The organism is uncultured Sulfitobacter sp. (genome assembly GCF_947500075.1).
In the GTDB taxonomy this organism is placed as follows: Bacteria; Pseudomonadota; Alphaproteobacteria; order Rhodobacterales; family Rhodobacteraceae; genus Sulfitobacter.
The window spans coordinates 687,055-713,727 of the sequence record NZ_CANMQS010000002.1 but is presented as its reverse complement, the minus strand read 5'-3'; the positions used below and the strand labels follow the sequence as shown (position 1 = coordinate 713,727).

The following is a 26,673-nucleotide window of genomic DNA, read 5'->3' as shown; positions in this document are numbered from 1 at the left end:
TTGGTCCCGGACCCGGCGCGCGTATTTTTCCGCAGCGTCGGCCGGAGCGTTTAGACGCCCTGCTCCGATGTGAGAGCATCCCGTAAGACGGGGCGTATGGGCGGGCCCATCCGGGGGGTTCGGGTCCGCCCATTTTCGTCTTAACAAGTGTCCGCATGTGGCGGAAACGGAAACGGGGCGCACTGGAGGGCGCCCCGTTTCTATTCAGTGATGGAGAGGGCCGTTTAGCCCTGGGCTGCTTTCGCAACTTCGGCAGCGAAGTCTTCCTTGATCACTTCGATGCCTTCGCCCACTTCGAGGCGCACGAAACCGGTGATGGTCGCACCCGCTTCTTTGGCCGCGTCGCCCACGGTGACGTCAGGGTTCACCACAAAAGCCTGGTTCAGCAGGGTCACTTCGGACATGTACTTCTTCATCCGGCCCACGATCATCTTTTCGATCACCGCTTCGGGCTTGCCGCTTTCGCGGGCGATGTCCATCTGGACCTGCTTTTCCTTCTCAACCACAGCCGGGTCGAGATCGTCTTCGGACAGGGAGGCAGGGTTTACGGCGGCGATGTGCATCGCGATCTGCTTGCCAAGACCTTCGTCGCCACCGGTCATGGCGACCAGCACGCCGATCTTGCCCATATCTGGTGCAGCGGCATTGTGGACATAAGAGACGACGGTCTCGCCTTCGATTGCCGCCATCCGGCGCACGGACATGTTCTCACCAATCTTGGCAATCTTTTCGGTCAAAACAGCTTCAACAGTCTTGCCGTCCATCTCAGACAAAAGAAGCGCATCCACGTCAGCAGCGTTCATCGCAACTTTTGCGATCCCAGCAACCATTGTCTGAAACTCAGCGTTCTTACCGACAAAGTCAGTTTCAGAGTTTACTTCAACGGCCACACCCTTGCGGCCAGATACTGCAACAGCCACAAGACCTTCTGCCGCCGTGCGGCCGGATTTCTTCGCCGCTTTCGCCAGGCCCTTGGTGCGCAGCCAATCAACGGCGGCTTCCATGTCGCCGTCGTTTTCGGTCAACGCCTTCTTGGCGTCCATCATGCCTGCGCCTGTGCTGTCGCGCAGCTCTTTAACCATGGATGCTGTAATCGCCATCTCACGTGCTCCTTTTATCAGTAGTCAGAGGGCCCCTGCCCTTGAATAGATCAACCGCGGCAGGACCTGCCTGCCCCCGGTCTCAATCGCGTTTCAATCGCGTACCGGCGATCAGCCTTCGGCTTTTTCAGCCGCTGCTTCTTCCACAGGTGCCGCTTCAGCGGGTGCTGCTGCGTCTTCTGCGGCTTCCGCCAGTGCTTCTTCAACCGGGGCTTCTTCCATCGCGCCCAGATCAACACCTGCCGCGCCCAGCTGAGCGGACATGCCGTCAAGCGCTGCGCGGGAGGCCAGATCGCAATAAAGACCAATCGCACGGGCCGCGTCGTCGTTGCCCGGAATGATATAGTCGATGCCATCGGGGGAGCAGTTGGTGTCAACCACAGCCACAACCGGGATGCCCAGCTTGTTGGCTTCTGCCACGGCCAGCGCTTCTTTCTTGACGTCGATGACGAAGATCAGGTCAGGACGGCCGCCCATTTCGCGGATACCACCCAGAGACGCCTGAAGTTTGCCCTGGTCACGCTCCATGCCCAGACGCTCTTTCTTGGTCAGGCCTTCGAAGCCACGCTCGGACTGCTCGTCGATGTTCTTGAGGCGGTTGATGGACTGGGACACGGTCTGCCAGTTGGTCAGCGTGCCACCAAGCCAGCGGTGGTTCATGTAATACTGTGCGCATTTCTCTGCCGCATCCGCGATGGGCTGTGCCGCCTGACGCTTGGTGCCGACAAACAGAATGCTGCCGCCCTTGGCGACGGTGTCACGGATCGCGTTCAGCGCCTGATCCAGCAAGGGAACGGTCTGTGTCAGATCCATGATGTGGATGCCGTTGCGCGCGCCGTAGATGAACGGACCCATACGGGGATTCCAGCGCTGCGTCTGGTGGCCGAAGTGTACGCCTGCTTCAAGCAGCTGACGCATGGAGAACTCAGGAAGAGCCATGTCTTTATACCTTTCCGGTTTAGCCTCGTCGGGGGTATGACACATCTGGTGCCAACCGGCGGACGCATGGGGATGTCTCCCCCGATACGCCCAACCCCGACTGCGGGATTAAGTAGCGGTGCCTTAGCCGGCAGTGCCGTGTCGCGCAAGGACCAATATGCGTATTTGCACAGGCAAATGCCCTGCCCTCACGTTTTTATGGACTCTCAGTCAAATATCGCGTGAATTTGACGAAAAAGAACGATCGTCTGGGAGGTTGATCATGATATTCCGCTCTTTCGCGGCAGCATTGGTGCTGCTTGCGCCACCTGTCTTCGCCGATGTGTTGACCCTGTCGCCTGCGGACCCGCAGCCCGATGCGGGCAGCCTGACGCCCGGCCTTGCGGTCAGCTATTCCTACACAGGGAATGTGAAGACGCTTGAAGGCGCTGTTGCCGCGCTGGCAGAGGCAGAACCGGGCCCGCCCCTGCCCGGCCTGTCCTACCTCGATACCGAAGCGGGTGAGATGACGATGACATCCACTGCTGAGACCAAGGTATCCGCCGCGATCACCGGGTTCATCCGGTTTGACGCGCCCGGCACCTATTCCCTTGATGTGTGGAGCAATGACGGCATCGCCATGACCATCGGCGGTCAGGAAATTGCGAACTTCGATGAAACGCATCCCTGCGAATCCGCCGGTGTTCAGGAGGTCGACGTGCCCGCCGCTGGCTGGTACGCGCTTGAAGCCACCTATTTCCAGCGCAAAGGCAGCGCATGCCTGTTGATGGATTGGAGCGTTGACGGGGAGATGGGGCCGGTCCCGGATGAGGCTTTCGCCTTCATTCCGTGATCTGTGAGGGCGCATGACCAGCGCGGACGGCCGTCTCCGCCGCCTCCGCCAGCGCCTTGCGGTTCGGGAAATCAGCGACTTTCAAAGGCGGGTGGTAGGTCACTTCAACCCAGCCATGACGTGCGGGCGATAACAGCGTGGGCAGCGATCCGCCAAAGCTCATATCTCCCCACCAGCCATAGTATCGGGGGTCTGCGCCCTCAGGCGCATGAAAGCTGATGGAAACGGGTTGCACCTGAAGGGTATCGCGCAATTCCGGCGCAAAGAACGCCTGAAAAAGCGTTGATTTGAATGGTAAAACCTGCCGCCCATCGGTGCTGGTACCTTCCGGGAAGAACAACAGTTTATGCCCTGCAAGCAACCGCTGCTGGAACACCTTGGTCTGTTCCTGCGCCTGCTTTCGGTCGCGGGCGATGAACACGGTGCCGGTTGCCCGCGCCAGCCAGCCAATGCCGGGCCAGCCCGCCACTTCGGACTTTGCCACAAAGTAGATCCGCTTGGTGGCGTTCAGCACAAAAACGTCCATCCAGCTTGAGTGATTGGCCACAATCGCCCCCTGCCCCTGCATGGGTGCGCCATGAACAACGTGCCGTAACCCTATGATCCGCATGGACAACCAGCACACAGAAACGGTGAGATACGGCGTGATCGGCCTGCGCTGTCCGTAGAGGGGCCGCTCTATCAGGCGCAGCACCAGCAGCACCGCCAGCCCGCCAAACACCAGCAGGATCAGCGCCGCCCCCTTGAGGAGCGTGCGCAGCATCCCCGCGGCCGTGACGCGTGGGAATTCGAACGGGACGTCTGAATTCCACCAGGGCGTGCTCATCCCCGGTCCTTGTCGTAGATGCGCTTTTGCCGGTCGTTCATCTGCGCGGTATCAAGGATCAGACAGACATCCGTCGTGTTGAATTGGTGATCGACAAACGCCCCCTCTCCAACGGTTCCACCCAGGCGCAGGTAGGCTTTGATCAGGCTGGGGATCGCCCGCATCGCGGCCCTGCGGTCAACTTCAGCTTCATCCAGCAAGTCCATGCGGTGAAAGGACTTTGGACGTGCCTTGACCCTGATCTCCGGCGCGGCAAGGTGGCGGTGGTGCAGCAGGGACAGCGACGGGGACAGCGCTGCCACATCCGTGCCGTGAAAGCTCGCCACGCCAAAAAGCACCTCGATCCGGTGGCGTTCGATGTAGTGGGCCAATGCACTCCAGAGTTGGTGCATCGCCATGCCCCCGCGATAATCCGGATGCAGGCAGGACCGCCCCAGTTCCAGCACCCTGCGCCCCGACGACAACAGGCGCGCAAGGTCATATTCACCGTCGGAATAGAACCCCCCTGCGGCCTCGGCCTGATCGGCGCGCATCAGCCGGTAGACGCCCACGGCGCGGGGGCCGTCAAAGGCGATCAGGTGATCGACAAACGGATCGAACCGATCCCGCTCCACCCGGTTGACGTGATCAACAAGCGGGCCGTCACCGCCAAGTTCCTGAACAAAGACGTCATACCGAAGACGCTGCGCGGCGCGTAGGTCCGCGGCGTCCTGCGCAAGTCGCACGTCAAGATCAACTGTGGCCATCAGGGACATTTGCATGCCACCCCTCCCGGAGGTCTGTCAAAGCCACATAAGGACCAGCGCCGCAAAGGGCAATACCTGCAAAAGATGTGCGAATTAGGCACTATCGCCCTCGGGTAGAATTGGCGTATGGTCTTCGCGTGTCCGTATTAGGATAAGGATGTTTTCCCATCAAAGACCGGTATAAGCCCCACACGAAAGCCGTCGATGACGATCTTACCCTCATCGCGGAAATTCACCGTCACCTTTCCCCCGATATTACTTTGAACCTGACCCGTGCCCCATTCCGGGCAGTCGGGATGCTGCACCAGCATGCCTGGTGTCAGGATCGCATTCAGATCATCCATGAGGTGCCCTTCTTAAGCGAGTAGATCAATGAGTCACGATAACACCAGCATTGCCGTTCTGATCGGCAGCCGTATCTGCCACGACCTTATATCGCCCATCGGCGCAATCACAAATGGGCTTGAGCTGCTGAACATGGCCGGAGAAGCCAATGGCCCGGAGATGAGCCTGATCGGGGAGAGCGTTGGCAATGCCAGCGCGCGCATCCGCTTTTTCCGCATCGCCTTTGGCGCGGCCGGGGATCAGATGGTCGGTACGGCTGAAATCACCTCCATCCTGCGCGATCTCTATCACGGCGGGCGGCTTGAGGTTGAGTGGACCCCCACCGACCCCAAACCCCGCGCCGCAGTGCGGCTGGCTTTCCTCGGGATCCTGTGTCTTGAGAACGCCATGCCGTTTGGCGGGCGGCTGACGGCCACTTGCTCAGGCGGGGAATGGACGTTGGATGGGCTGGCGGATCGGCTCAACATCGATGATACGATCTGGCCCCTGCTCGACGGGGTCAAGGCACCGTCCAGCCTGCAACCCGCGCAAGTTCAATTCGCCCTGCTTCCCCTCATTGCGCAGGAAGACGGCCGCAAGATCACCACGCGCATGGACGACACCACGATCTCCATCGCGTTCTAGGGGCGCAAAGTGCCGTCGCCGGTCACAAGGTATTTGAAGCTGGTCAGCTGTGCCGCCCCGACCGGGCCGCGCGCGTGCATCTTGCCTGTGGCAATGCCGATCTCCGCGCCCATCCCGAACTCTCCGCCATCGGCAAACTGGGTTGAGGCATTGTGCATCAGGATCGCGGAATCAAGGCGGTTCATGAAAGTCTCAACAGCGGCAGCGTCCTCTGACAGAATGCAATCGGTGTGGTTCGACCCATAGGTGCGGATGTGGTCAATCGCCTCGTCCACATCCTGCACCACCCGCGCGGCGATGATCATATCAAGGTATTCGCATCCCCAGTCCCCGGCGGTGGCCGGCACAACACCAGGGATCTGTGCAAGGCTGTCGTCCCCGCGGACCTCCACGCCGGCCTGTAGCAATCCGTTGATCACCGACACGCCGATCTGGTCCACAACATCCTTGTGGATCAACAGACATTCCGCCGCGCCGCAAATGCCCGTGCGGCGGGTTTTGGCGTTCAGCACAACATTGAGCGCCTTTTCCGCATCCGCTGCGGCATCAATGTAGATGTGCACGATCCCTTCGAGGTGAGCAAAAACGGGCACGCGGGCCTCTTTCTGCACCAGTCCCACAAGACCCTTGCCGCCCCGTGGCACGATCACGTCGATGGTATCGGTCATGCGCAACATCTCTGACACCGCCGCGCGGTCGCGGGTGGGCACCAGTTGCACCGCGTCTTCGGGCAAGTTCGCATCCCGCAGCCCCTGTTGCAGACAGGCGTGGATCGCACCGGAGGAATGAAAACCCTCCGACCCGCCGCGCAGGATAACGGCATTGCCCGCCTTGAGGCACAGCGCGCCCGCATCCGCTGTCACATTGGGGCGGCTTTCATAGATCACGCCAATGACCCCCAGCGGCGTGCGCACACGTTTGATGTTCAGCCCGCTGGGCTGATCCCAGTCCGCCAGCACTTCGCCCACAGGATCGGTTTGCTCTGCCACGCTGCGCAGCCCGTCGACCATGCCTTGAATGCGGTCCTCATCCAGCATCAGGCGGTCCATCATCGCATCCGACAGCCCCTTCTCCCGGCCATAGACCAGATCCTTGGCGTTGGCTTCCAGAATGGCGTCGCGCTGCGCCCAGACCTGCTCGGCGGCGCCAATCAGTGCGGCGTGTTTGCGCTCTGCACTGGCGGAGGCCAGCACGGCGGCGGCGGCTGTTGCACGGCGCCCGATGTCTGCCATCAGATCTGCGATGTTGTCCATATCTTTCATAGCTTTGCGCCCGCCTATTGAAGTCTTCTGTTCTGTCGCACCTTCAAAGTGCCATATCGTCCCGGTGAATCAAAGCCGCCCGTCCCGGATAGCCCAGCAGCGCTTCGATCTCGGCGCTTTGGTGACCTTTGATCCGCTGCGCTTCGGCGGAGGTATAGCGGCTGAGGCCCAGGCCGACCTGGTGACCTGTGGGGTCAAGCAGCGCTATGGTATCGCCCCGCTCAAAAGGACCGCTGACATCGGTGACGCCCGCAGGCAACAGGGATTTGCCCCGGCTCAGCGCCGCCACCGCACCTGCATCAAGGGTCACGGCCCCGCGTGGCTTCATCGCAGCGATCCAGCGTTTGCGCGCGGCTTGCGGATCGGTCTGCGCGGTGAACCAGGTGGCGTTCGCCCCGTCCTGCAACGCGCGCAGCGGGCGCAGCACCGACCCTTCGCTGATCGCCATCGCACAGCCTGCTGCCGTTGCCGTGCGCGCGGCCATCAGCTTGGTCTTCATGCCGCCTTTGCTGAGGCCGGAACCTGCGTCCCCCGCCATCTCCTCAATCTCGGGCGTGATGGTGTCAATCACGTCAAAACGCTGCGCTGACGGGTCTTCGGCGGGGTTGGCGGAATAGAACCCATCGACATCCGACAGCAGGACCAGCTGATCCGCCCCCACCGTCACCGCGATCTGTGCCGCCAGCCGGTCGTTGTCGCCAAAGCGGATTTCATCGGTCGCCACGGTGTCATTTTCGTTCACAATCGGCACCACCCCCAACGTCAACAGCTGGGACAGCGTTGCACGGCTGTTGAGGTATCGCCGCCGGTTTGCACTATCTTCAAGGGTAACAAGCACTTGCGCGGTGATGATGCCATGGGGGGTTAAGGCTTCTTCATAAGCGCGGGCCAAACGGATCTGTCCGACAGCGGCCGCCGCCTGCGATTGCTCAAGTGCCAATGGGGTATCAGGTAACCCCAAAATGCCGCGCCCCAGCGCAATGGAACCGGAGGACACCAGAACAACATCAGCCCCTAACCCTTTGAGCCACCTGATATCTTCTGCCAGTGCATGAAGCCATTCTGCCCTGAGCGCCCCACTGTGCCGATCCACCAACAAGGCGGACCCGATCTTGACCACAACGCGCCGGGCGGCACTTACGGATGCCACGGCGCGACCTCCTCCTGTGGACGGTGGCGCAGGCGGTCTTCGTCGATCTCTGACCGCAGGGCGCGCAGCACTTCGGTGACCCCTTCGCCTGCCACGCCAGACATCAGCATGACCACACCGCCGCTGGCTTTTTCCAATGCAGAACAAGCCTCTGCCCGCTCTTCATCATCCAGTGCATCAACCTTGTTCAACACCGTGATGCGCGGCTTTTCAGCCAGCTCCCCACCATAGGCTTCCAGCTCGGTAATGATGGTCTGGTAATCCGCTGCCACGTCCTCAGACGTGCCATCGACAAGATGCAGCAAGACCGCGCAGCGCTCCACATGGCCCAGAAACCGGTCGCCAATGCCGCGCCCTTCGTGGGCGCCCTCGATCAGGCCGGGGATGTCGGCCACAACAAATTCCGTGTTGTCCACGCCCACCACGCCAAGGTTGGGGTGCAGGGTGGTAAAGGGATAATCCGCGATCTTGGGCCGCGCATTCGATGTGGCGGCCAGAAAGGTCGACTTGCCCGCGTTCGGCAAGCCCAGCAGACCCACATCCGCGATCAGCTTCAGACGCAGCCACAACGTCCGCTCCACCCCGTCCTGACCGGGGTTGGACCGGCGCGGGGCCTGATTGGTGGCGGATTTGAAATGCAGGTTGCCCCAGCCGCCGTTGCCGCCGCGCGCGAGTTCCACGCGCTGGCCCACTTCGGTGATGTCAGCAATGACCGTTTCCTGATCCTCATCCAGGATCTCGGTCCCGACGGGCACGCGCAGCACAATGTCCTCGCCGTCCTTGCCGGTGCGCTGTTTGCCCATGCCGGGCTGGCCGTTCTTGGCAAAGAAATGCTGCTGGTAGCGGAAATCGATCAGCGTGTTCAGCCCATCCACCGCTTCGGCCCAGACCGACCCGCCGCCGCCGCCATCGCCGCCATCCGGACCACCGTATTCGATGTATTTCTCCCGACGGAAGGACACACAGCCGCCCCCGCCCGCCCCAGAGCGGATGTAGACTTTGGCAAGGTCGAGGAATTTCATCGCGTGTGCTTTCTTATGCCGTCAACGCGCGGCTATAGGTCCAGGTAGGTACGGTGCTGCCGCGGGCCAGACAATAGGTTTCCGCATCGCCCAGATAGATAAACCCCGCATTAGTCAGCACCCGCGCCGAGGCCGGATTGTCATGGTAGACAGAGGCGAACATCGCGTCATTGCCCAGCGGGTTCGCCTGCACAAGCGCCTGCACAGCGTCAGAGGCCAGATGCGTGTTCCAGAAGGCCGGCGCCACCCAGTACCCCACTTCGGACTGATTGCGGTCCAGCCGGGTCAGGGAAATCACGCCCATCACTTCGGCCCCGCCACTTTTGAGGCCGTCCATGACCCAGACGTCTTCCTCACGCGGGTCTGCCATGGCGCGGTTGATAAAGGCCTCAATCGTGCCGGGGGGCAGAGGGTGCGGGATGGACGATGTGTTCTGGGCGACGCGGGGGTCGCCTGCATACATCTCGATCAGGCCCTGATCCGACAGGCGCAAGGGGCGCAGGTCGAACCGGGCGGTCTCGATCACCGGCTGGTTGATGATAGGCTGCATTTCCATCGTCATGTCCCTCCTCCGAACAGTACGAACAGGACAGAGGCGACCGTGAGGCCCGCCAATGTCCACATGAGATAAGGTTCCGCAGGCGTTCCCGCCACGGTTTTCGCGATTCTGTCACCGGCGAAGGTCCACATCGGGTGCAGAATGATCTGGCAGGCCAATAAAACAGCGGCAATCGTTGCAGTCGCTGTCAGCGCAGATGTGCCGGGCGCGACAAAGGCGGTGAAGCCGCCGACGATCATCGCCCAGGCCTTGGGGTTGAGCGGATGCACAATCAGGCCTGCGGCGAAACCGGGTGCCTTCCCGCTGCCCCCGCCCTGCCCCAGCCGCAGATTTGCGACCTTCCAGGCCAGCCAGATGATATAGGCAGCAGAGGCGTATTTGAGCGCCGTGAACACCGCTGGTGCCGCCTCCGCCAGTTCCATCAGGCCAAAGCCGATGGGCCAGATGATCAACTGCTTGCCCAAGGCGACACCTGCCACAAAGGGCAATGCCGCGCGAAAGCCAAACCGCGCGCCGGTGGCCATCAGCGCCATATTGGCAGGACCGGGCGTGCCGACTTGGCTCGCGGCAAAGACCGCGAGGGGGATAAGGGCGACGCTCATGCCGCGCTGACCTGACTGAGAGCACTGTATTCATCGACCATGGTGCCCCTCCCTTCTGGATCATGGGCCCGAGCGGTGAAGCTCAAAAAGAAAAGGGACCGGCGTTTCCGCCGATCCCTGAAATGTCTCATTTATCCGGGTACGGCTTATTCAGCGGCCTCCGCCACCGGCAGGACCGAAATAAATGTGCGGTTTTTCAGGCCTTTGTGGAAGGTCACGGACCCGTCCACTGTTGCAAAGATCGTGTGATCCTTGCCCATGCCAACGCCTTCGGCTGGCCAGAACTTGGTGCCGCGCTGGCGCACGATGATGTTGCCGGGAATGACAGCTTCGCCGCCGTATTTCTTGACGCCAAGACGGCGACCTGCTGAGTCGCGTCCGTTACGGGATGAGCCGCCTGCTTTTTTATGTGCCATTTGGTCTCTCCTTAGCCTTTGGTCTTTTCTTGAGCCTGAGCGATCCAGCCTTCACGCTCGATCCGGCCTTTGAAAGACAGTTTCTCGTCCATATCAGCTACGTCCGCTTTGGTCCATGCTGCGATCTGGGCGAAGGTGGTGACGCCTGCGGCGTGCAGCTTCTTCTCCAGAGCGGGACCAACGCCGCTGAGTTCTTTCAGGTCGTCCGCTGCACCAGCCTCTGCCTTGGGCGCAGCAGCTTTCTTGGGTGCGGCTTTCTTTTCGGCTTTGGGCGCTTCGGCCTTTGGCTCTGCTGTCTTGGCAGGCTTTTCAGCTTTCTTCGCCTTCGCGGGCTTTGCAGCCACTTCAGCGGAAGCGCCGGACAGTGCCGCAACCGCAGCAGCAGACACGGAACCGGTACCAACCGCTGCCATCACCTTGGATTTGCCCGCACCTGTCGCCATGATCTCAGTGATCTTGACGAGGGTCAGCTTCTGACGGTGGCCCTTGGTGCGCTTGGAAGAGTGCTTCCGGCGGCGCTTGACGAAGTTGATGACCTTGTCACCCTTGATCTGGTCGACAACCTCAGCCTGCACGGCTGCGTCTTCGACCAGTGGCGCGCCAACCTGTGGCTTGTCGCCACCGAGCATCAGCACGTCGTTGAATTGAACTGTTTCACCAGCGCTTGCAGCAATCCGTTCCACCCGAAGCATATCGCCTGAGGTTACTTTGTATTGCTTACCGCCAGTCTTGATGACCGCAAACATCGCGTCGTCCTTCATTTTACCGCGTCCTGTGGCCCCCGGATGGGTGTTTCGGGGATATCCCCGCCTCGAACAGCGCGCCCGTTGGGGCGTCATTACATATCAGCCCGCGCAAGGTTCTTGCCGGGATGCGGGCTTATCAGCAGATCAGGCATACAAGTCAAGCGTGTTATGCCGCCCGCGGGCGATTATTGCGCCTAAAGTTCTTCCGCCATCATGTTCAGCGCAACCGCACGGCCCAAAGCATAGGAAATATCCTCGTAAGACCGCCCAAACCCGTCAAAGAGCGCCCGGTTCAACGCTTCGCCCGCCGGCGTGGTTGAGAACGCGAGGTATGTTTCCAGATCTGCCGTCTCAAGCGGCGAATAGGCCAGCAGCATATAGCCGAACAGCCAGCTGCGCGTGTCTTCTGTCATCTCTTCCAGATCGCTGGACACGGACGACAGCATCTCTTCCTCTGTCATCTCCGCCGCATCGCCGTCCACCAGACCGCGCAGGAACTGCACGTTGGCGTTCATCGCGTTGGTCACGTTGCGGTTGATCATGTCGCCGCTGGCCACCAACCTGTCGATCAGCGCCAGCCGGGCATCCGCGCTGCCGTCCACCTCGGCAAAGCGGGCGCGCGCGGCTTCTTCGACGGCGGGGTCTCGGATGGCATCGCGGGCGGTGTTCTCCAGCGTGACGATCCGGGCGCCGGGATTTGCCGCGAAGAACTCTATCACGTCTTCCAGCAACGCGCCCTCCAGCTCCGCATCCAGCGCGCTGCGCACCGTCTCCACCATGCGGTCGGGATCATAGATGGCATCCACCTGTATCTGCCAACTGGCCCCGCCCTGCCCCTCCAGCATGTCGGTGTTCAGCTGTGCCGCTGATTCCACCCCTTCGATGCGCAGGATCTCCGCCGCTTCGCGCAGTTTGAGCACGTCGACCAGCACCGTCATCCGCGCATCCGCTAAGGCGGTCGTCGTCAACAGCGCCAGCAGAACCGGCCAGATCAGGAGGGCGCGGCGCATCACAGGTCCTGGCTGGGTTGCATCACGGCGAGCCGCTCTGCGACGGCCTCGAACCGGTTGGCCATGATCTCATATTGCACGGCATTCATTAGCGCGTAGACCTCTTTCATCTGCGGATGCTCCAGCGCTTCGGCATAGGCTTCGACCTCCGCATCGGAAAAGGCCTGATAGGTATAGGCAGAACTGACCAGCGCATTCGCCGCGATCGAGGCGCGCATGTCGCCTTCCTGCTCCCGCAATGCCTCGCGCAGATCAGGCTCTTCCATCCGCAGCTCGATCACCCCGGCCCCGGCAGCCGCCATCAGGAAACGAATCTGCACCTCCTGAATGGCACGGATGGCGCTGTCTTCGGACCCGCTGGCGCGGGTCAGCCGGTTCAGCAGACCAATGCGCGGGCTGTCGATGCTTTCCAGCCCTGCCAGAATATCCGCGCCGCTTTCGTTTTTCAGGTCGTCTTCCTCTGACATGTGAGAGCGGTTTTCCACCTCAACCAGCCGCTGGCCCAGATCAGAGGCATAAAACCCCGCCGCATGGGCGAGCAGTTCATCGCTGAGCGTCTCGCCCAGAATGTCCTTTGCCATGTCGTGCATGATGTCGGTGGCGAAGACCTCCCTGACCAACCGTGACCATTCGGACCCAAAGTCGTCCGCCTGCAGGCCCAGCATCTGCGGGGCGCTGTCTGCCGACAGCCGGATGCTCTCCAACGCCACATCGAACCCCGTCACCTCCAGAAACGCCTCAAGCCGTTCGGGATCGGCCGCTTGCGCGGGGCGCGTGGTGACGCTGATCGCAAAGAGAAAGGACAGCAGGCCAAGGCGCAGTGCTGTCAGCCAGTGAAACGGGGGAACGGTGGCTTGGGCGGTCATCTCAACTCCTTGTGGCGCGTCTCGTGCGTAAGATAGGTTGAGTTGGGTGTTTCGGGAAGGGAGCGTGTGGAAAAACGGGGGCGCTGCGCCAAAGCACGCACATGCCCCCTTGTCGCCCCGCCCAATCGCGATTATTGCAACGCCGCTGACCCCCGCGGAGAGGTGCCGGAGTGGTCGAACGGGGCGGTCTCGAAAACCGTTGAGGGTGCAAGCCTTCCCAGGGTTCGAATCCCTGTCTCTCCGCCAGCATGTTTTTCAGATGAAGAGCCCCCCAAAAGGCATTGAATAAAATGCCTTTCAGGGATTTTCAGGCGCTTGCGTTACCGCTTGAACAAGATCAGCCTAGAAGAACGCCTCAGCATTGAGGCCAACGGTAATGGCACCGATGACGGCCCCGCTGGCCGGGTCCGTGATCGCGAAAGACGCCTGCCCCTGATAGGTTTGGGTGCTTTCATCCAACTCGATCTCATCCACAAAGACCGCGCCGGAGCCCACGTCATAGGTCTTTTGGAACTTTGCCTCATCCCCTTGCCAATAGTCGGAGGTCACGCCGCTGGACGCGACATTCAGCCCACGGCTGTCCATGACAAACACTTCGGTGATGCGCCCCTGGGATTTTTCAACATGGTCCCGCAGGAAACCCGCAAGGGGGTTATTGACCACGCCGTCGATCATCGGCGTGTCAGACGCCCCCACTTCACCACGCCAGATATTGTCGCGGGCAATGATCTCATCCTCGCTGAGGTCCGATGTGGTGGCGTTCTGCGCAGTGATCCCGGCGACGATCTGCGCATCATTGATCCATGCCTTCAATTCGTCTTCGATGTAACTGGCCATCGCGGGTGGCGCATCAGCGGCGAAAGCAGGGGTTGTGAGGGTCAGGGGCAGAGCGAACAAAGCGGCGCGAAACATGATGGAGTCCTTTCAGATAGAGCACATGGGACGTGCTGGAATACGAAGGAGATTTTATGTTTCGAACCCTAAAGAAGGGTAAAGGTGATAGATTAAGATTATCTTATAAAGCAATGTAATATATTGTAAAAACCAAACTGCACCAAGTTAATACATAACATTAACTTAGGGCCACAACAATCTGATACGATTATATTTTTAATCCTCGCCCTTGAATCCCGTCGCGACCACGAATTTCTCAGAACTGTCAGACCGGCTTGCCGGTGGTTTGATATTGGCAACCTTGGTAAATCGCTGCTTCAGCAACTTCTGCAATTCCCCCTCTGCACCACCTGCCAGAACCTTCGCCACGAAGGTGCCGCCGGGGTCCAGCACATCGAAGGCGAAGTAGGCGGCTGCCTCACAGAGCGCGATGATGCGCAGGTGGTCTGTCTGCTTGTGCCCGGAGGAGGCCGCCGCCATGTCGGACATCACGACATCCGCGCGGCCGCCAAGCAACTCCTTGACCTTCTGATCGGCATCATCCTCCATGAAATCAAGGACATGCAGCTCACACCCGGCAATGGGCTCCATCTCTTGCAGGTCAATGCCCAGGATTGTGCCCTGCGCCTTGCCGGACCGCTCCCCCAGCACATTGCAGCGTTTGACCGCAACCTGGCACCAGCCGCCCGGTGCGGCACCCAGATCAACCACCCGCGCACCGGGGACCAGGAAACGGTATTTATCGTCCAGTTCCATGATCTTATAGGCCGCTCTTCCCCTGTATCCTTCGGCCTGCGCGCGCTTGACATAGGGGTCATTTAACTGCCGTTGCAACCACCGGGTCGACGACAGCTTGCGGCCACGGGCCGATTTGACCTTCACCTTCAACTCACGCTGTCCGCGCCCGGAGGTGTTCTTGCCGCTGGGGGTCTTGGCCATCAGTAGGCTCCTTCTTCAAGCACGCCATCCGCGCTCATCTGTGCATAGAGCAGCCCCTCGCGCAGGCCTCGGTCCGCAACGCTCAGCCGGTCGGTGGGCCAGCAGCGCATGAGCGCTTGCAGGATCGCCGCCCCGGACATGATCAGCGCGGACCGGTCCTGCCCGATCCGCGGATCGGTCTGGCGCCCTTCGGGGCCCATCGCAAGATAGGAATGGATCACCTTGTCGATCTGGTCACTGGTCATCCGCAAACCGTCCACCTTGGTTCTGTCGTAGCGTTTGAGGCCCAGATGGCTGGCCGCGACGGTGGTCACGGTGCCGGAGGTGCCGACGATCTGGAACCGTTCCTGCGGCTGCGCGGACTGGTAGGGCGTGAAATCCGCAAGATTCTCTTCAAAGAACCAGCTCATCAAGGCAAAACGCGCAGCATCATCTTCGACATCGTTGAACTGATCGCGCAGCGTCGCCACACCAAGGGGCACTGAAATCCAGTCGACAACCTTGGCCTGCGGCACCTCGCCCTTGGCTTGTTTGAAACCTGAATGAAGCCTCATAATCGCCTGAGCACGCTCCTTTTTTGGCACTTTGGAGATGTCGATCCAGACCAGTTCTGTCGACCCCCCGCCAATGTCCACCACCAGCAGGTTTTCTGTCTTGCGACTGACCAGCGGCGCGCAGGAGATGACGGCAAGCTGCGCTTCTTCCTCGGGCCGGATGATGTCCAGCCGCAGCCCGGTGTCGCGTTGGATGCGGCGCATGAATTCCGCGCCATTGTGCGCACGGCGGCAGGCTTCGGTGGCCACAAGGCGCATGTTGCGGACCTTGTTGCGCCGCAGCTTTTGTTGGCAAATACGCAGAGCTTGCAAGGTACGGGACATGGATCCGCGCGACAATCGCCCGGTTTTCTCCAGCCCCGCGCCCAGTTGCACGGATTTGGAGAAGCTGTCCACCACATGAAAACCACTGCCCTGCGGACGGGCGATCAACATGCGGCAGCTATTTGTGCCAAGATCGAGCGCTGCGTACAGCTGGTTCGATCCCGGCTTGGCTGGCGCGGGGCTCAGAGCCGGTCTTGCTTCCTTTTCGAGCGCGCCCGCACCTTTGGGACGCTTTGGCGCCATCGTTCGCGCCTTTCATATCGAGTTATCCCCAAGCTAGTCTCGCGGGGCGGTTCGCGCAAGCGTCATCATGCAGGTCAGGCCAATTCTTAACCCGCTGGATAGGTTCGGCGATATTCCGCGATCCACGTGGCAGAGGTATCGTCAGCCAGCTTGCGCGTGCCGGGGGAAACCGTTTTCGCCAGTTCAGGGTCTTTATTCAGGAATTGCAACATCTTGGAAAGAACACCTAAAGTATCTTTGCACAGTGCTTCGTAGCTCACCCGCAGTGGCTTGATCCCTTGATCTGCAAACCACTCCGACCAGGCCACATCATAGGCTTGCAGCATCTCAATCCGCGCGGTGATCCGGTCCGGGTCGTAGCCCTCTGGTTCCGAAGGCGCGATGCGTTCAATGTCGCCCCCATCCGGGTGGGCGTGCCACAGCCCGGTCTGCTCTGCCCGCAGGTAGGACACAGCTTCGGCCAGCTTGTCGCGCCGTGACAGGTGGATATAGCGCGTCGGTCCGAAAGCCGCTTCAAACCGGGCGCGGTCTGTTGGCACGTCTGGATGCAGCCGCGCCAGCCAGTCGCAGGCAAAGGTCAGATCAGGCCCCATCAGGCGCAGCCCGAAGGTCTGCGTGCCCGCCTGCCCCGCCCGTCGCATGGCGTTGAAATAGGCACGGGAGAAACACTCCTCCTCCGGTCGCACCTCACCTTCGATGGCCCAGGATGTGCACCAGTCTGCAAGGCTCTTCTGGCGGAAAAAGGACTCCGGCGCACCAGCCACGCCGGTCTGGCGCAACAGATCACAGGTCAGCGTCGTGCCACTGCGCGGATTGCTGCACAGCACATAGGCGTCGGAAGGGAGCGCGGCTTTCATGGCACCAAGTCCTGCCACAGCCCTGCCGCCCGCTCAACCTCACATTGATGTTGAGAATTATGACGGCGCGCGCCCCTCGCCCCCGTGAAGGATTGCGCATAAAACAGCCGCGTCGTTCGCGAAGTGCGGATTGTCGGAAAAATGCGATGTCCGGGGCATCGCGGATTGTAAGCAGGTCTTCAACGCAACGGAGGAATCATCCCATGCCCGACGTCACAATCGTATACTGGCGCGACATCCCTGCTCAGGTGATCGTGGGCAAGGGCCGACGTGGGTCCAAACGCCCGCTGCCGGAGCGGTTTGAGCAGGCCATCGACCGCGCCGCGATGAAAGTTGGCGCAGAGGATACCGATGCTTATCTGGCAGAGTGGCGCAAGGCGGATCCGTTCACGGTAGAGGGTGATCCGGATGCGATTGCAGACGCAGAAGCCGCACGACTGGACGCGGAATATGACCGCGCGCGGATCAAGACACTGATTGCCAACGACGGCTGGGCGTAACATCCCAGTGCTTTCCATGTTCAAGGAGAACATCATGGCCCTTCTCAATTTCCGCCGTAAAGAGGCGGCCGCGCCCGTGGGTGCCAACGCCGAAGTTGAAGCCTTCCTTCAGGACTATTCCATCGAGGTGATGCCCCGCACCGCAGAGAAGGTCGAGGATTTCCGTGCCCTGCTGCCCGCAGAGACCCGCGTCTACATCGCGCATATCGAGGGCACGCCGATTGAGGATATGGTGGCGACCGCCAAGCGCCTGAAGGACGACGGTTACACCGTCATGCCGCACTTCCCGGCGCGGATCATCAAGGACCGCGCCACGCTGGCCGACTGGATCGCCCGCTATCAGGGCGAAGCGGATGTAAAGCAGGCGCTGTTGCTGGCAGGCGGTGTTGCGCAGCCGCACGGCGATTTCAGCGACTCCATGCAGTTGATGGAAACAGGGCTGTTTGATGAAGCCGGGTTTGAGCGGCTGCACGTGGCGGGCCACCCCGAAGGCAACCGCGACATTGACGCCAAAGGCACGGCGAATGTGGATGCGGCGCTGCGCTGGAAGAACGAGTTCCAGACACGCACCGACGCGCAGATGGCGATTGCCACGCAATTCGCCTTTGACGCAGGGCCAATCATCGCTTGGGCTGACAGTCTGAAGGAGGCGGGCATCACCCTGCCCGTCCATATCGGCATTGCAGGCCCAGCCAAGCTGCAAACGCTGATCAAGTTCGCCATTGCCTGCGGCGTCGGCCCTTCCCTGAAAGTGCTGCAAAAGCGCGCGATGGACGTGACCAAGCTGCTGCTGCCCTATGAGCCGACGGATGTGCTGAACGAACTTGCCGCACACAAGGCGGCCAACCCTGATTTCAACATCGCCTGCGTGCATTTCTTCCCGCTCGGCGGGATCAAGACCAATGCCAATTGGGCCATCGAAAACGGTGGCGCTGCTGCCACTCCTGCCAACGCCTCCTGAAGGACACCTGAATGACCCGCACTATTGTCGAATCCAAGACCAAGACCGCCGTCATCGGCTTTGAAGAGCCGTTCTGCGTCATTGGCGAGCGGATCAACCCCACAGGGCGCAAGATCCTGTCCGAAGAACTGGAGCGCGGCGATTTTTCCCGTGTGGAGGCAGATGCGGTGGCGCAGGCCAATGCGGGGGCGACGGTGCTGGATGTGAACTCCGGCGCCGTGTTCTCCAACAAGATGGCCGAAGACCCGCGTTACGCGGACAACAACTTTGTTGAACCCACGCTGATGCCGGAACTGATCAGACGGGTACAGGCGGTGACGGATCTGCCCATTTGCATCGACAGCTCCGTGCCCGGCGCGCTTGAGGCGGGGCTGGAGGCTTGTGAGGGGCGTCCGCTCCTCAACTCCGTCACGGGGGAGGAAGAGCGGCTGGAAATGGTGCTGCCGCTGGTGAAGAAGTATAACGTGCCGGTGGTGGCGATCTCTAACGACGACACCGGTATTTCCGAAGACCCAAATGTGCGCTTTGCCGTGGCCAAGCTGATCGTCGAACGGGCTGCGGATCACGGCATTCCCGCCCATGACATCGTGGTTGACCCGCTGGTCATGCCGATTGGCGCGATGGCAACGGCGGGCCATCAGGTCTTTACCCTTGTGCGCCGTCTGCGGGAAGAATTGGGCGTGAACACCACCTGCGGGGCGTCCAACATCAGCTTTGGCCTGCCCAACCGGCACGGGATCAACAACGCGTTTCTGCCGATGGCAATGGGCGCGGGCATGACGTCTGCGATCATGAACCCGGTCGCCCTGCCCGTGAACGCGGCCAAAATCGCAGAAAAGCGGGCTGAGGTCGAAGCGCTGGGTGTGGTCCTGCCCGAAGGGATGGACGACGAAGCCTTTGTGCAGCTTTTCGGCATGGGTTCCACCCTGGCCCGCGCGGGCAAGGAAATGGAAGCGATCCGGGCGGCGAACTTCCTGTTTGATCGCGATCCCCATGGCGGGGAATGGATCAAATTTAACAAAACCGCGCCGAAGGCCGGTCAGGAAGGGCGCGGGCGCGCAGGCCGCACCGGCGGACGGCGACGCCGCTAAGCCTTTCATTACAAACCAGTAATTCAGCCCCGCGCCCTCAGGTGCGGGGCTTTTTTGTGGCTGCCGCCCTTGTTGGGTGCAGCGCAATGGGGCTGCCTGCGGGTAACGGAGAATTAACAGACACCCCCCTACAAGATGTCATCCAAGCAAAGGGAGCCCGCCGATGACATCGCTGGATCAACCACGCGCAGAGGCCCGTTATGGCTGATGTACTCAGCCCGAAGGGCAAACTCGACCTGACGGCGGCGTCTGACCTGCACGCGGCTTTTGTGGCCCATCCCGGTGGGGATATGGTGCTTGATCTGGCGGAGGTTTCGCAGATCGGGGCGCTGTGCCTGCAAGTCTGTGTATCAGCCGCGCGAACGCTGCACGAACAAGGGCACCAGTTGGACATCATCAACACGCCCGACAGCGTGCTGGCGCAAATGGGGGCCATGGGGCTGACACCCGAAACACTGGCGGAGGGGGTGTAGATGACCTTGGAAGTTCTTGCGGTCGATGACAGCCGCACAATGCGCGACATGATCAAGATGGCACTTCTGCCGGCCGGCTTCACTGTACACACCGCAGATGATGGTGTGCACGGGATCGAGGTGCTGGAAGGGCTGGAGCCGGACGCGATCATCACCGACATCAACATGCCCCGCATGGATGGGTTCGGCTTCATTGATGCCGTCCGCGATCAGGACCAGCATCGTGCCACGCCCATTCTGGTGCTGACAACCGAAGCGGCACCGGAACTCAAACAGCGCGCCCGCACCGCTGGTGCGACCGGGTGGATCGTCAAACCTTTCGATCCGGAAAAACTGGTCAAAGCCCTGCATATGGTCGCAGGCTGAGGAGCATCAGATGAGCAGCGACATAGATCCAATGGCGGAAATCCGCGCTTCCTTCTTCATCGAATGCGAAGAACTGCTGGAAGCGCTCCAGGACAGCTTGCAAACCATGGACGACGGTGAGGGCGATGGGGAGACGATCAACATCGTCTTTCGCGCCGTGCATTCCATCAAGGGCGGCGCCGGTGCCTTTGGTCTTGAGGATCTGGTGCGTTTTGCACACCGGTATGAAACGGTTCTGGATGAGGTCCGCGCCGGTCGCTTCGACGTGACACCGGAGGCGATGAAGGTCTTTTTTCAGGCGGCGGATCATCTGTCTGATCTTGTGCGCATCAGCCGCGATGGCGATGCGATGCCAGATGACAAAACGGCTGAGCTGCTGGTCGCTCTCGACGCCTTTCTGCCCGACAGCGCCGGAGATGAGGACGACGCACCCGAAGAGGATATCGATTTCCAGCCGATGGGTCTCTCGCTGGACCTTGATCTTGGGGAGGCGGGATCAGATGACGCGCCTGCGTTTGACATATCCGATCTGCCACCGCCTCCGCCCATGCCCGGCCCTTCCGCCGGGGCGTTCGTGATCACCTTCACGCCCACGGCAGAGCTGTTTGAGACGGGCAATGAACCTGCCCTGCTGCTGCGCAACCTGATGGAGCTGGGACAGGGTACAGTTGTCTGTGACACCTCAAATGTTCCCGACCTTGCCGGGCTGACACCGGAAATCCCTCATCTGAGTTGGAAAATCACCCTGGATGCGGATGTGGAGCAGAGCGAGATTGCTTCCATCTTCGAGTTTGTCGATGGGCTCTGCCAGCTGACCATCACCGAGGAGGGCGCGGAGGCCCCCGTGGCCGCCCCAGAAACACCGCCCGCCGCCTCGATCGACGCCGCCCCTCCGCCTGTAGTGGAAGACGAAGCGCCGCCGCCGCCCCCGCAAGAACCGGCCCCCGCTGACCCCGCCCCTGCTGACCCCGCCCCGAAACCCGCAGCGGGCGCGACAAAACCGGCGGCAGGCGGTGGACCCGCCGCTGCCGCGAAGTCCGTTGTCCGCGTCGATCTGGACCGGATTGAGCGGTTGGTGAACCTGGTTGGGGAGTTGGTGATCAATCAGGCGATGCTGAGTCAGAGCCTTGAGCGGTCCGGTCTGTCGCCGCATTCGGATGCCATGAACGGGCTGGAAGAGTTTCAGCGCCTGACCCGTGACATTCAGGATTCGGTGATGATGATCCGCGCGCAGCCCGTGAAATCGCTGTTCCAACGCATGTCGCGTATCGTGCGCGAAGCCTCCTCTGCCGTGGGCAAGGACGTGCGCCTGCATACGTTCGGGGAATCCACCGAAGTGGATAAGACCGTGATTGAACGGTTGGCAGACCCGCTCACCCATATGATCCGCAATGCCGTCGATCACGGGCTGGAAAGCAGGGAAGACCGCATTGCCGCAGGCAAGCCGCCGCAGGGGTCTGTAAACCTGACGGCCGCGCATCGTTCGGGCCGGGTGGTGATCGAAGTGTCGGATGACGGATCCGGGATCAACCGGCCGAAGGTCCTGCAAATCGCCATCGACAAGGGTTTGATCCCACCGGATTCACAATTGAGCGACAGCGAGATCGACAACCTGCTGTTCCTGCCGGGTTTTTCCACGGCCACCGTCGTGTCGGATCTGTCCGGTCGCGGGGTTGGTATGGATGTGGTGCGCACGGCCATTCAAGCCCTTGGCGGGCGGATCACCACCACCTCCAATCCGGGCGAGGGCACTTCGTTCTCGATCTCGCTGCCGCTGACGCTTGCGGTGCTTGACGGCATGGTGGTCGATGTCGCGGGCGAAACGCTGGTCCTGCCGCTCAACCTCGTGATTGAAACGCTGACCTTGCAGGACAGCGATGTTGAGATGGTACGCCCCGGCAATTACGTCATTGAAGTGCGCAGCGGCTTTGTCCCCCTCTTTGATCTGGGGGCCGCCATGGGATACCGCGACCCGCTTGACGGGTTCGGGGATGCGGTTGTCCTGTTGATTGCGCTCGAAGACGGCGGGCGGGCCGCGCTGTTGATCGACAATATCCTCGACCAGCGACAGGTCGTGATCAAGGGCCTTGATGACAGTTTCTACCGCGCGTCAGGCATCGCCGCCGCAACCATCCTGGGCGATGGGCAGATCGCGCTGATCCTTGATCCATCCGACATCATCAACAGCAGCGGCAGCATGCCCCAGACCGGTGCTGCACCCGCCATTCAGACCGCAGGAGCCACCGCATGAGCGATGATACCAAACCCGCCACGATCGAGCTTCTGACCTTCCGCCTCGCGGAGCAGGAATACTCCCTTGATATCATGTCGGTACGGGAAATCCGGGGATGGACCCATGCCACGCCCCTGCCCCACGCCCCGCGCTACATGAAGGGTGTCATCAACCTGCGTGGTACGGTCTTGCCGGTGATGGATCTAGCAGAGCGGCTGGGCCTGCCCCCGCGGGAACAAAGCGACCGCAACGTGATCATCGTGGTGAAACACGAAGACATCATGACCGGTCTGTTGGTGGATGCTGTTTCGGACATCGTGGCGCTCACCTCGGACGACCTGCAACCGCCGCCTGAACTGACCTCTGCCGCGGCAGCGGGCGTGGTCAGCGCGCTGACGCTGATCGAGGAACGGATGATCCGCGTGCTTGATCTGCCCGCCACCATTGATGTGCCCGAGAGTACCGCCGCATGAACAGCCCCGCCCAGGTCAATATGCAGCTGGATGATGCGAGTTTTCGCGCGATTTCGGACCTTGCCTATCGTGAAAGCGGTCTGACGCTCGTTGCTGAAAAAGCGACGATGATCCAATCGCGGCTGCGCCACCGCCTCAGGGCGCTTGGGATCGACAGTTTTCCTGATTATTGCACGCTGATCGGATCTGACGACGGGGTGCAGGAACGCCGGCATCTGATCTCGGCCCTGACCACGAATGTGTCGCATTTCTTTCGTGAGAAGCATCATTTCGAGACGCTGAAGAAGATGCTCGATACCCGGTTGCCGCATCTGCGCGCGGGCGGCCAGATGCGCATCTGGTCTGCGGGATGTTCAAATGGGCAGGAAGCGGTTTCTGCTGTGATGACCCTGCTTGAACACGCCCCCGAGGTGGCGGATCTCGACCTGCGCATTCTGGCGACTGATATTGACCCGGAGGTCGTCAGCTTTGCACGCGCAGGCACCTATGCCGAGCGGTTGATGGGCGGCGTGCCCGATCCGCTGCGCGCCCGATATTTTGAAGCAGGCGCCGGTGCGGAGGGGGAACAGGAATACACCACCAAAGACCTCGTGCGCCGGATGATCCGCTTTAACGAGCTGAACCTGCTCAAACCATGGCCGATGACACGGCCTTTCGATCTGATCATGTGCCGCAATGTGGTGATCTATTTCGATGCGCAGACGCAAACCGCCCTCTGGCCACGTTTTCACAAGACGCTGAAGCCCGATGGGATGCTGTTTCTTGGCCACTCCGAACGGATATCAGACCCATCGACGTATAAGTTCGACTGCGTTGGCCCCACCACTTACGCCCCGACCCCGCCATAAGGCATCACCACAGACCCGTATTTGCGCCACGCGCACCAGCAGCAAGGAAGATGACATGGCATTGCGAGACCAAATCCGCATCATGGTTGTAGACGATATGTCCACCAGCCGGGGCTTGATCACACAAGCGCTGGATGCGTTTGGGGTGCGCAATGTGGCCACTGCCGAAAATGGCAAGGAGGCGTTGCAAGGGCTGGCAAAGCAACCCGCGCATCTGGTGATCTCTGACTATAACATGCCTGAGATGGATGGCTTGCAGCTCTTGCACTATCTGCGCGGCACACCGCAGACCAAGGGGGTCGGGTTTGTTCTGATCACCGGGCGGGCGGAACAGCAGATCATTGATCACGGCAAGAAGCTGGGCATGAACAATTATCTCAAGAAACCGTTCCAGCCGGATCAGCTGCGCAATTGTATTGAGGCGGTCGTTGGCAAGCTCTGATGTCGGCTGAACCTGCGTTCCCACCTGATCAAACCCTTGATGGCGTCCTGCACCGCATGTCAACGCATCTGGACGGCCTTGCGTCGCTTGCCCATGAAGTTGAGCATGCGATTGCAGATGAACGGGGGGCGCAGCCTTCCAATGCCGGGCCCGACCGGATGGCACGCCTACAAAACCTTGATTTCCTCAGACAATATACCGAAGATCTCGCCTTGCTGACCCTCCATTTGAGCCAACTGGATGTGGCCGCAACACGCATACCGGGGCGTCAGATCGTCAAGCTCTCTCAGCGCATCCGGCTTGAACGCACGCGCGCCCTGCTCTTTGCGCAGGCGGAACCCGTGGGCGCGGAGGCGCCGTCGATCACAACAGGTGACATCGATCTGTTTTGAACGCTGCGGTGCGGACAGCTGAAAGGTTTGTCCGCCGTCGTAGTACTTGTGGGGGTCAGACTCTCTGGCGCTTGGCTGAAACACCGTCACTCAAAAAACGCTGGCGCCTCAAGCGAGGATCGGTGTTTTGCACAGCACGTCAAAGGCAAGCGGTTCAGAACAACTCCAACCCGTTTCCAACAGGCGGTGTTGGTGCAGGCGGTGCAAGTTCCGCCAGGGCGGCGTCCTTCTGCATTTTCATTTTCACGGTTCCATCCGTTGGTTTGAACAGCAGATGGCGCGCGGATGCACCGCCCAGAGATTGGGACAGACACGGAATGCCCTCAACCTTGAGAAAATCCAGGATAAAGGCACTGTTCACAGAACCAATGTCGGACAGCCCGGTCACCATTTGCGCACCGCCAAAAGCCTTGGCCTGCAAATGCGACCGCCGCGCGCCCTGCTTCAGGAGGTCGTTGATCAGCAATTCCATCGCATTGACGCCCGCAAAAGCATCCGCAGTTGACTGATTCCGGGTCAGCAGCATGTGGTTCATCCCGCCCACGGACATCTCCGCATCCCACAGACAGCAGGCCACACAGGACCCCAGCAAGGTGGAAATCGTCAGATCCGGGTCAGTGGACACCAGATGCTCCCCTTGCGTGATCACAGCCCGCCGGTTCATTTGTGTGCTCCAATCCTGCTGGCGCGGGCCCAGGTGACGGCCGCTTCATTCACGGCGGCACCGATTTGGGTGACCGGCAGCTGGCGTTTCACAGCGCCCCGTTCGAAAGCGGCGCGTGGCATGCCGTAGACAACGCTGGAGGCTTCATCCTGCCCAAATGTCATCGCGCCATTTGTGGACAGGGTTGCCATGCCTTCGGCCCCGTCCTGTCCAAGGCCGGTCAGGATCACCGCAATGATATCAGCACTATAGGGGGCAGCAGAGGCATACAGCGCATCCACAGAGGGGCAATGAAGCGCGCTTTCCTCCGCCGGAGAAAAGCGGCAGGACCACTGCCCGCCACGGCGGATGATCTGGGTATGGGCCCCTTCCGCAGGGGCAAGCCGGATCTGACCGGGTTCAAGCACCTCATCGGTGGAGACCAGCCGCACATCCTGCGCCAGATGGCGGTCAAGCTGTCTGGAAAAGCTGACCAGAAAGGGACCCGGCATATGCTGGACCACCACCACAGGCGGGCCGCTTGTGTCCAGGCTGCCCAAAACCGTCTCAAGCGCCGCCACCCCGCCGGTGGACGCGCCGATCAAGACCAGCGGCATCGGTCCAGAACTACGGGGTCTGGCGGCCGCCGCTTTGGGCGTGCGATCCACCGCGCTCAGTTGAACCGTACTGCACGCTGCGGAGAACACCCGCCGGGCAATCAGTTGGCGGGCCGCTTCATCATAGGCAGTCGCGGGTTTCAGGATGTAATCCACCGCGCCCAGCGACAACGCCCTGACCGTTGCCTCGGAATGGTTCCGGGTGGAACCGGAAATCATCACCACCGGCATCGGGCGCAGCCGCATCAGCCGCGCCAGAAATTCAAGCCCATCCATGCCCGGCATTTCAATATCAAGCGTCAGGACATCGGGCACTGTCTGTTTGATCACCTCACGCGCTTCGAGCGCGGTTGCAGCCTCTCCCACGACGCAAAGACGGGGGTCTTCTTCGATGACGACACGCAGCCAGGCCCGCAAGGCCCGTGAATCGTCTACGATCACGACCTTCTTCTGGGCCGCAGCCCCGCGGGCGTCCACAGACATCACGCCCACCTTCCGCATAGTCCGGTTAAACGGAACGAGGTGGCGGACGACGCGCGGCAGTGGACAGAATCTATCATCCCGTTTTGTGGCATGGTTTGGATGAACGACCACTTAAGTCAGGTGATGAATTCACCCAAAAATCGGTCTTTGATCACGAATTGGCAACGATGCCGCCCAGGCTTTGGCCATCGTTTCCATCTGCCGGTGAAACAGAATTTATTACTCCCCCATAGGTTACAAAATGTGGCGAATTTGCCTTATTTCAATTGGTGGCCTCACGAATGCGTGATATTCC

Annotated in this window: 32 protein-coding genes and 1 tRNA gene; 13 read left to right on the top strand and 20 right to left on the bottom strand. The window is 60.8% G+C overall.

Annotated elements, in window-relative coordinates:
- Positions 1–224 precede the first annotated feature (224 nt).
- The gene (tsf, locus tag Q1A91_RS08465; RefSeq protein ID WP_299875661.1) at positions 225–1,100 is read right to left on the bottom strand and encodes a translation elongation factor Ts; all 876 of its coding nucleotides are present in this window, start codon (positions 1,098–1,100) and stop codon (positions 225–227) included.
- A 111-nt stretch (positions 1,101–1,211) separates the two neighbouring features.
- The gene (rpsB, locus tag Q1A91_RS08460; RefSeq protein ID WP_299875658.1) at positions 1,212–2,039 is read right to left on the bottom strand and encodes a 30S ribosomal protein S2; all 828 of its coding nucleotides are present in this window, start codon (positions 2,037–2,039) and stop codon (positions 1,212–1,214) included.
- A gap of 262 nt (positions 2,040–2,301) precedes the next feature.
- Between rpsB and Q1A91_RS08455 the strand changes: the two genes are divergently transcribed.
- Positions 2,302–2,871 (top strand): PA14 domain-containing protein, encoded by a 570-nt coding sequence (locus Q1A91_RS08455; RefSeq protein ID WP_299875655.1) that lies wholly within the window; start codon positions 2,302–2,304, stop codon positions 2,869–2,871.
- Here the strand turns inward: Q1A91_RS08455 and Q1A91_RS08450 are convergent.
- From Q1A91_RS08450 to Q1A91_RS08440, 3 genes are all read right to left on the bottom strand, one after another.
- Positions 2,861–3,697, bottom strand: a complete 837-nt coding sequence (locus Q1A91_RS08450) for a 1-acyl-sn-glycerol-3-phosphate acyltransferase (protein ID WP_299875652.1) — start codon at positions 3,695–3,697, stop codon at positions 2,861–2,863. The two genes, Q1A91_RS08455 and Q1A91_RS08450, sit on opposite strands and share 11 nt — an antisense overlap.
- On the bottom strand, positions 3,694–4,452 hold the full coding sequence (locus tag Q1A91_RS08445) for a GNAT family N-acyltransferase (protein WP_299876165.1): 759 nt from the start codon (positions 4,450–4,452) through the stop codon (positions 3,694–3,696). The genes Q1A91_RS08450 and Q1A91_RS08445 overlap by 4 nt, the downstream gene beginning before the upstream one ends.
- A gap of 137 nt (positions 4,453–4,589) precedes the next feature.
- Positions 4,590–4,787, bottom strand: a complete 198-nt coding sequence (locus Q1A91_RS08440; RefSeq protein ID WP_299875650.1) for a DUF3553 domain-containing protein — start codon at positions 4,785–4,787, stop codon at positions 4,590–4,592.
- 28 nt (positions 4,788–4,815) lie between these two features.
- On the opposite strand from Q1A91_RS08440, the gene Q1A91_RS08435 reads away from it, so the two are divergent.
- The gene (locus Q1A91_RS08435) at positions 4,816–5,412 is read left to right on the top strand and encodes a histidine phosphotransferase family protein (protein WP_299875647.1); all 597 of its coding nucleotides are present in this window, start codon (positions 4,816–4,818) and stop codon (positions 5,410–5,412) included.
- On the opposite strand, the gene Q1A91_RS08430 is transcribed toward Q1A91_RS08435, so the two are convergent.
- From Q1A91_RS08430 to Q1A91_RS08390, 9 genes are all read right to left on the bottom strand, one after another.
- Positions 5,409–6,674: a glutamate-5-semialdehyde dehydrogenase gene (locus Q1A91_RS08430; protein WP_299875644.1), complete on the bottom strand. Its 1,266-nt coding sequence runs from the start codon at positions 6,672–6,674 to the stop codon at positions 5,409–5,411. The genes Q1A91_RS08435 and Q1A91_RS08430 overlap by 4 nt on opposite strands.
- A gap of 43 nt (positions 6,675–6,717) precedes the next feature.
- A complete protein-coding gene (proB, locus tag Q1A91_RS08425) occupies positions 6,718–7,824 on the bottom strand; it encodes a glutamate 5-kinase (RefSeq protein WP_299875641.1) in 1,107 nt (368 codons plus the stop codon).
- A complete protein-coding gene (obgE, locus tag Q1A91_RS08420) occupies positions 7,812–8,846 on the bottom strand; it encodes a GTPase ObgE (protein ID WP_299875638.1) in 1,035 nt (344 codons plus the stop codon). Before obgE ends, proB begins: the two co-directional genes overlap by 13 nt.
- 13 nt (positions 8,847–8,859) lie before the next feature.
- Positions 8,860–9,402, bottom strand: coding sequence for a GNAT family N-acetyltransferase (locus tag Q1A91_RS08415; RefSeq protein WP_299875635.1), 543 nt, complete (start codon positions 9,400–9,402; stop codon positions 8,860–8,862).
- A 2-nt stretch (positions 9,403–9,404) separates the two neighbouring features.
- A complete protein-coding gene (locus Q1A91_RS08410; protein WP_299875632.1) occupies positions 9,405–10,007 on the bottom strand; it encodes a LysE family translocator in 603 nt (200 codons plus the stop codon).
- A 146-nt stretch (positions 10,008–10,153) separates the two neighbouring features.
- Entirely contained in the window at positions 10,154–10,423 is a 270-nt protein-coding gene (gene rpmA, locus Q1A91_RS08405) for a 50S ribosomal protein L27 (protein ID WP_025046312.1), read from the bottom strand.
- An 11-nt stretch (positions 10,424–10,434) separates the two neighbouring features.
- Positions 10,435–11,169: a 50S ribosomal protein L21 gene (locus tag Q1A91_RS08400; RefSeq protein WP_299876163.1), complete on the bottom strand. Its 735-nt coding sequence runs from the start codon at positions 11,167–11,169 to the stop codon at positions 10,435–10,437.
- A 194-nt stretch (positions 11,170–11,363) separates the two neighbouring features.
- Positions 11,364–12,179, bottom strand: a complete 816-nt coding sequence (locus Q1A91_RS08395; protein WP_299875628.1) for a hypothetical protein — start codon at positions 12,177–12,179, stop codon at positions 11,364–11,366.
- Positions 12,179–13,045 carry a DUF2059 domain-containing protein gene (locus Q1A91_RS08390; protein WP_299875626.1) on the bottom strand — a complete coding sequence of 289 codons (867 nt, stop codon included), beginning with the start codon at positions 13,043–13,045 and terminating at the stop codon, positions 12,179–12,181. The genes Q1A91_RS08395 and Q1A91_RS08390 overlap by 1 nt, the downstream gene beginning before the upstream one ends.
- 156 nt (positions 13,046–13,201) lie before the next feature.
- On the opposite strand from Q1A91_RS08390, the gene Q1A91_RS08385 reads away from it, so the two are divergent.
- Positions 13,202–13,291: transfer RNA gene (locus Q1A91_RS08385), tRNA-Ser, on the top strand.
- A 96-nt stretch (positions 13,292–13,387) separates the two neighbouring features.
- Here Q1A91_RS08385 and Q1A91_RS08380 read toward each other — a convergent pair.
- The 4 genes from Q1A91_RS08380 to Q1A91_RS08365 all read right to left on the bottom strand — a co-directional run bounded on the left by Q1A91_RS08380 (position 13,388) and on the right by Q1A91_RS08365 (position 16,856).
- Entirely contained in the window at positions 13,388–13,957 is a 570-nt protein-coding gene (locus tag Q1A91_RS08380; protein ID WP_299875623.1) for a hypothetical protein, read from the bottom strand.
- A 198-nt stretch (positions 13,958–14,155) separates the two neighbouring features.
- Positions 14,156–14,878 carry an RlmE family RNA methyltransferase gene (locus tag Q1A91_RS08375; RefSeq protein ID WP_299875620.1) on the bottom strand — a complete coding sequence of 241 codons (723 nt, stop codon included), beginning with the start codon at positions 14,876–14,878 and terminating at the stop codon, positions 14,156–14,158.
- Positions 14,878–15,999 (bottom strand): Ppx/GppA phosphatase family protein, encoded by a 1,122-nt coding sequence (locus Q1A91_RS08370; RefSeq protein WP_299875617.1) that lies wholly within the window; start codon positions 15,997–15,999, stop codon positions 14,878–14,880. Before Q1A91_RS08370 ends, Q1A91_RS08375 begins: the two co-directional genes overlap by 1 nt.
- A gap of 86 nt (positions 16,000–16,085) precedes the next feature.
- Positions 16,086–16,856: a Stf0 family sulfotransferase gene (locus Q1A91_RS08365; protein ID WP_299875614.1), complete on the bottom strand. Its 771-nt coding sequence runs from the start codon at positions 16,854–16,856 to the stop codon at positions 16,086–16,088.
- Between the two features lie 203 nt (positions 16,857–17,059).
- Between Q1A91_RS08365 and Q1A91_RS08360 the strand changes: the two genes are divergently transcribed.
- The 10 genes from Q1A91_RS08360 to Q1A91_RS08315 all read left to right on the top strand — a co-directional run bounded on the left by Q1A91_RS08360 (position 17,060) and on the right by Q1A91_RS08315 (position 24,635).
- The gene (locus Q1A91_RS08360) at positions 17,060–17,356 is read left to right on the top strand and encodes a virulence factor (RefSeq protein ID WP_299875611.1); all 297 of its coding nucleotides are present in this window, start codon (positions 17,060–17,062) and stop codon (positions 17,354–17,356) included.
- Positions 17,357–17,390: 34 nt separating this feature from the next.
- Positions 17,391–18,317 carry a methylenetetrahydrofolate reductase gene (locus tag Q1A91_RS08355; RefSeq protein WP_299875608.1) on the top strand — a complete coding sequence of 309 codons (927 nt, stop codon included), beginning with the start codon at positions 17,391–17,393 and terminating at the stop codon, positions 18,315–18,317.
- 11 nt (positions 18,318–18,328) lie between these two features.
- Positions 18,329–19,408, top strand: a complete 1,080-nt coding sequence (locus Q1A91_RS08350) for a methyltetrahydrofolate cobalamin methyltransferase (protein WP_299875606.1) — start codon at positions 18,329–18,331, stop codon at positions 19,406–19,408.
- Between the two features lie 200 nt (positions 19,409–19,608).
- Positions 19,609–19,881, top strand: a complete 273-nt coding sequence (locus tag Q1A91_RS08345) for an STAS domain-containing protein (protein ID WP_299875603.1) — start codon at positions 19,609–19,611, stop codon at positions 19,879–19,881.
- Positions 19,882–20,247: a response regulator gene (locus tag Q1A91_RS08340; RefSeq protein WP_299875600.1), complete on the top strand. Its 366-nt coding sequence runs from the start codon at positions 19,882–19,884 to the stop codon at positions 20,245–20,247.
- A 10-nt stretch (positions 20,248–20,257) separates the two neighbouring features.
- Positions 20,258–22,498, top strand: coding sequence for a chemotaxis protein CheA (locus tag Q1A91_RS08335; protein ID WP_299875597.1), 2,241 nt, complete (start codon positions 20,258–20,260; stop codon positions 22,496–22,498).
- Entirely contained in the window at positions 22,495–22,953 is a 459-nt protein-coding gene (locus Q1A91_RS08330; RefSeq protein WP_299875593.1) for a chemotaxis protein CheW, read from the top strand. Before Q1A91_RS08335 ends, Q1A91_RS08330 begins: the two co-directional genes overlap by 4 nt.
- A complete protein-coding gene (locus Q1A91_RS08325; protein ID WP_299875590.1) occupies positions 22,950–23,801 on the top strand; it encodes a protein-glutamate O-methyltransferase CheR in 852 nt (283 codons plus the stop codon). The genes Q1A91_RS08330 and Q1A91_RS08325 overlap by 4 nt, the downstream gene beginning before the upstream one ends.
- Before the next feature lie 55 nt (positions 23,802–23,856).
- Positions 23,857–24,243, top strand: coding sequence for a response regulator (locus Q1A91_RS08320; protein ID WP_299875588.1), 387 nt, complete (start codon positions 23,857–23,859; stop codon positions 24,241–24,243).
- A 56-nt stretch (positions 24,244–24,299) separates the two neighbouring features.
- On the top strand, positions 24,300–24,635 hold the full coding sequence (locus Q1A91_RS08315) for a hypothetical protein (RefSeq protein ID WP_299875585.1): 336 nt from the start codon (positions 24,300–24,302) through the stop codon (positions 24,633–24,635).
- A 154-nt stretch (positions 24,636–24,789) separates the two neighbouring features.
- Here Q1A91_RS08315 and Q1A91_RS08310 read toward each other — a convergent pair whose 3' ends face one another.
- Both Q1A91_RS08310 and cheB read right to left on the bottom strand, forming a co-directional pair.
- Positions 24,790–25,299 carry a chemotaxis protein CheD gene (locus Q1A91_RS08310; protein ID WP_299875582.1) on the bottom strand — a complete coding sequence of 170 codons (510 nt, stop codon included), beginning with the start codon at positions 25,297–25,299 and terminating at the stop codon, positions 24,790–24,792.
- A complete protein-coding gene (gene cheB, locus Q1A91_RS08305) occupies positions 25,296–26,378 on the bottom strand; it encodes a chemotaxis-specific protein-glutamate methyltransferase CheB (protein WP_299875579.1) in 1,083 nt (360 codons plus the stop codon). Before cheB ends, Q1A91_RS08310 begins: the two co-directional genes overlap by 4 nt.
- Between the last annotated feature and the right edge of the window lie 295 nt (positions 26,379–26,673).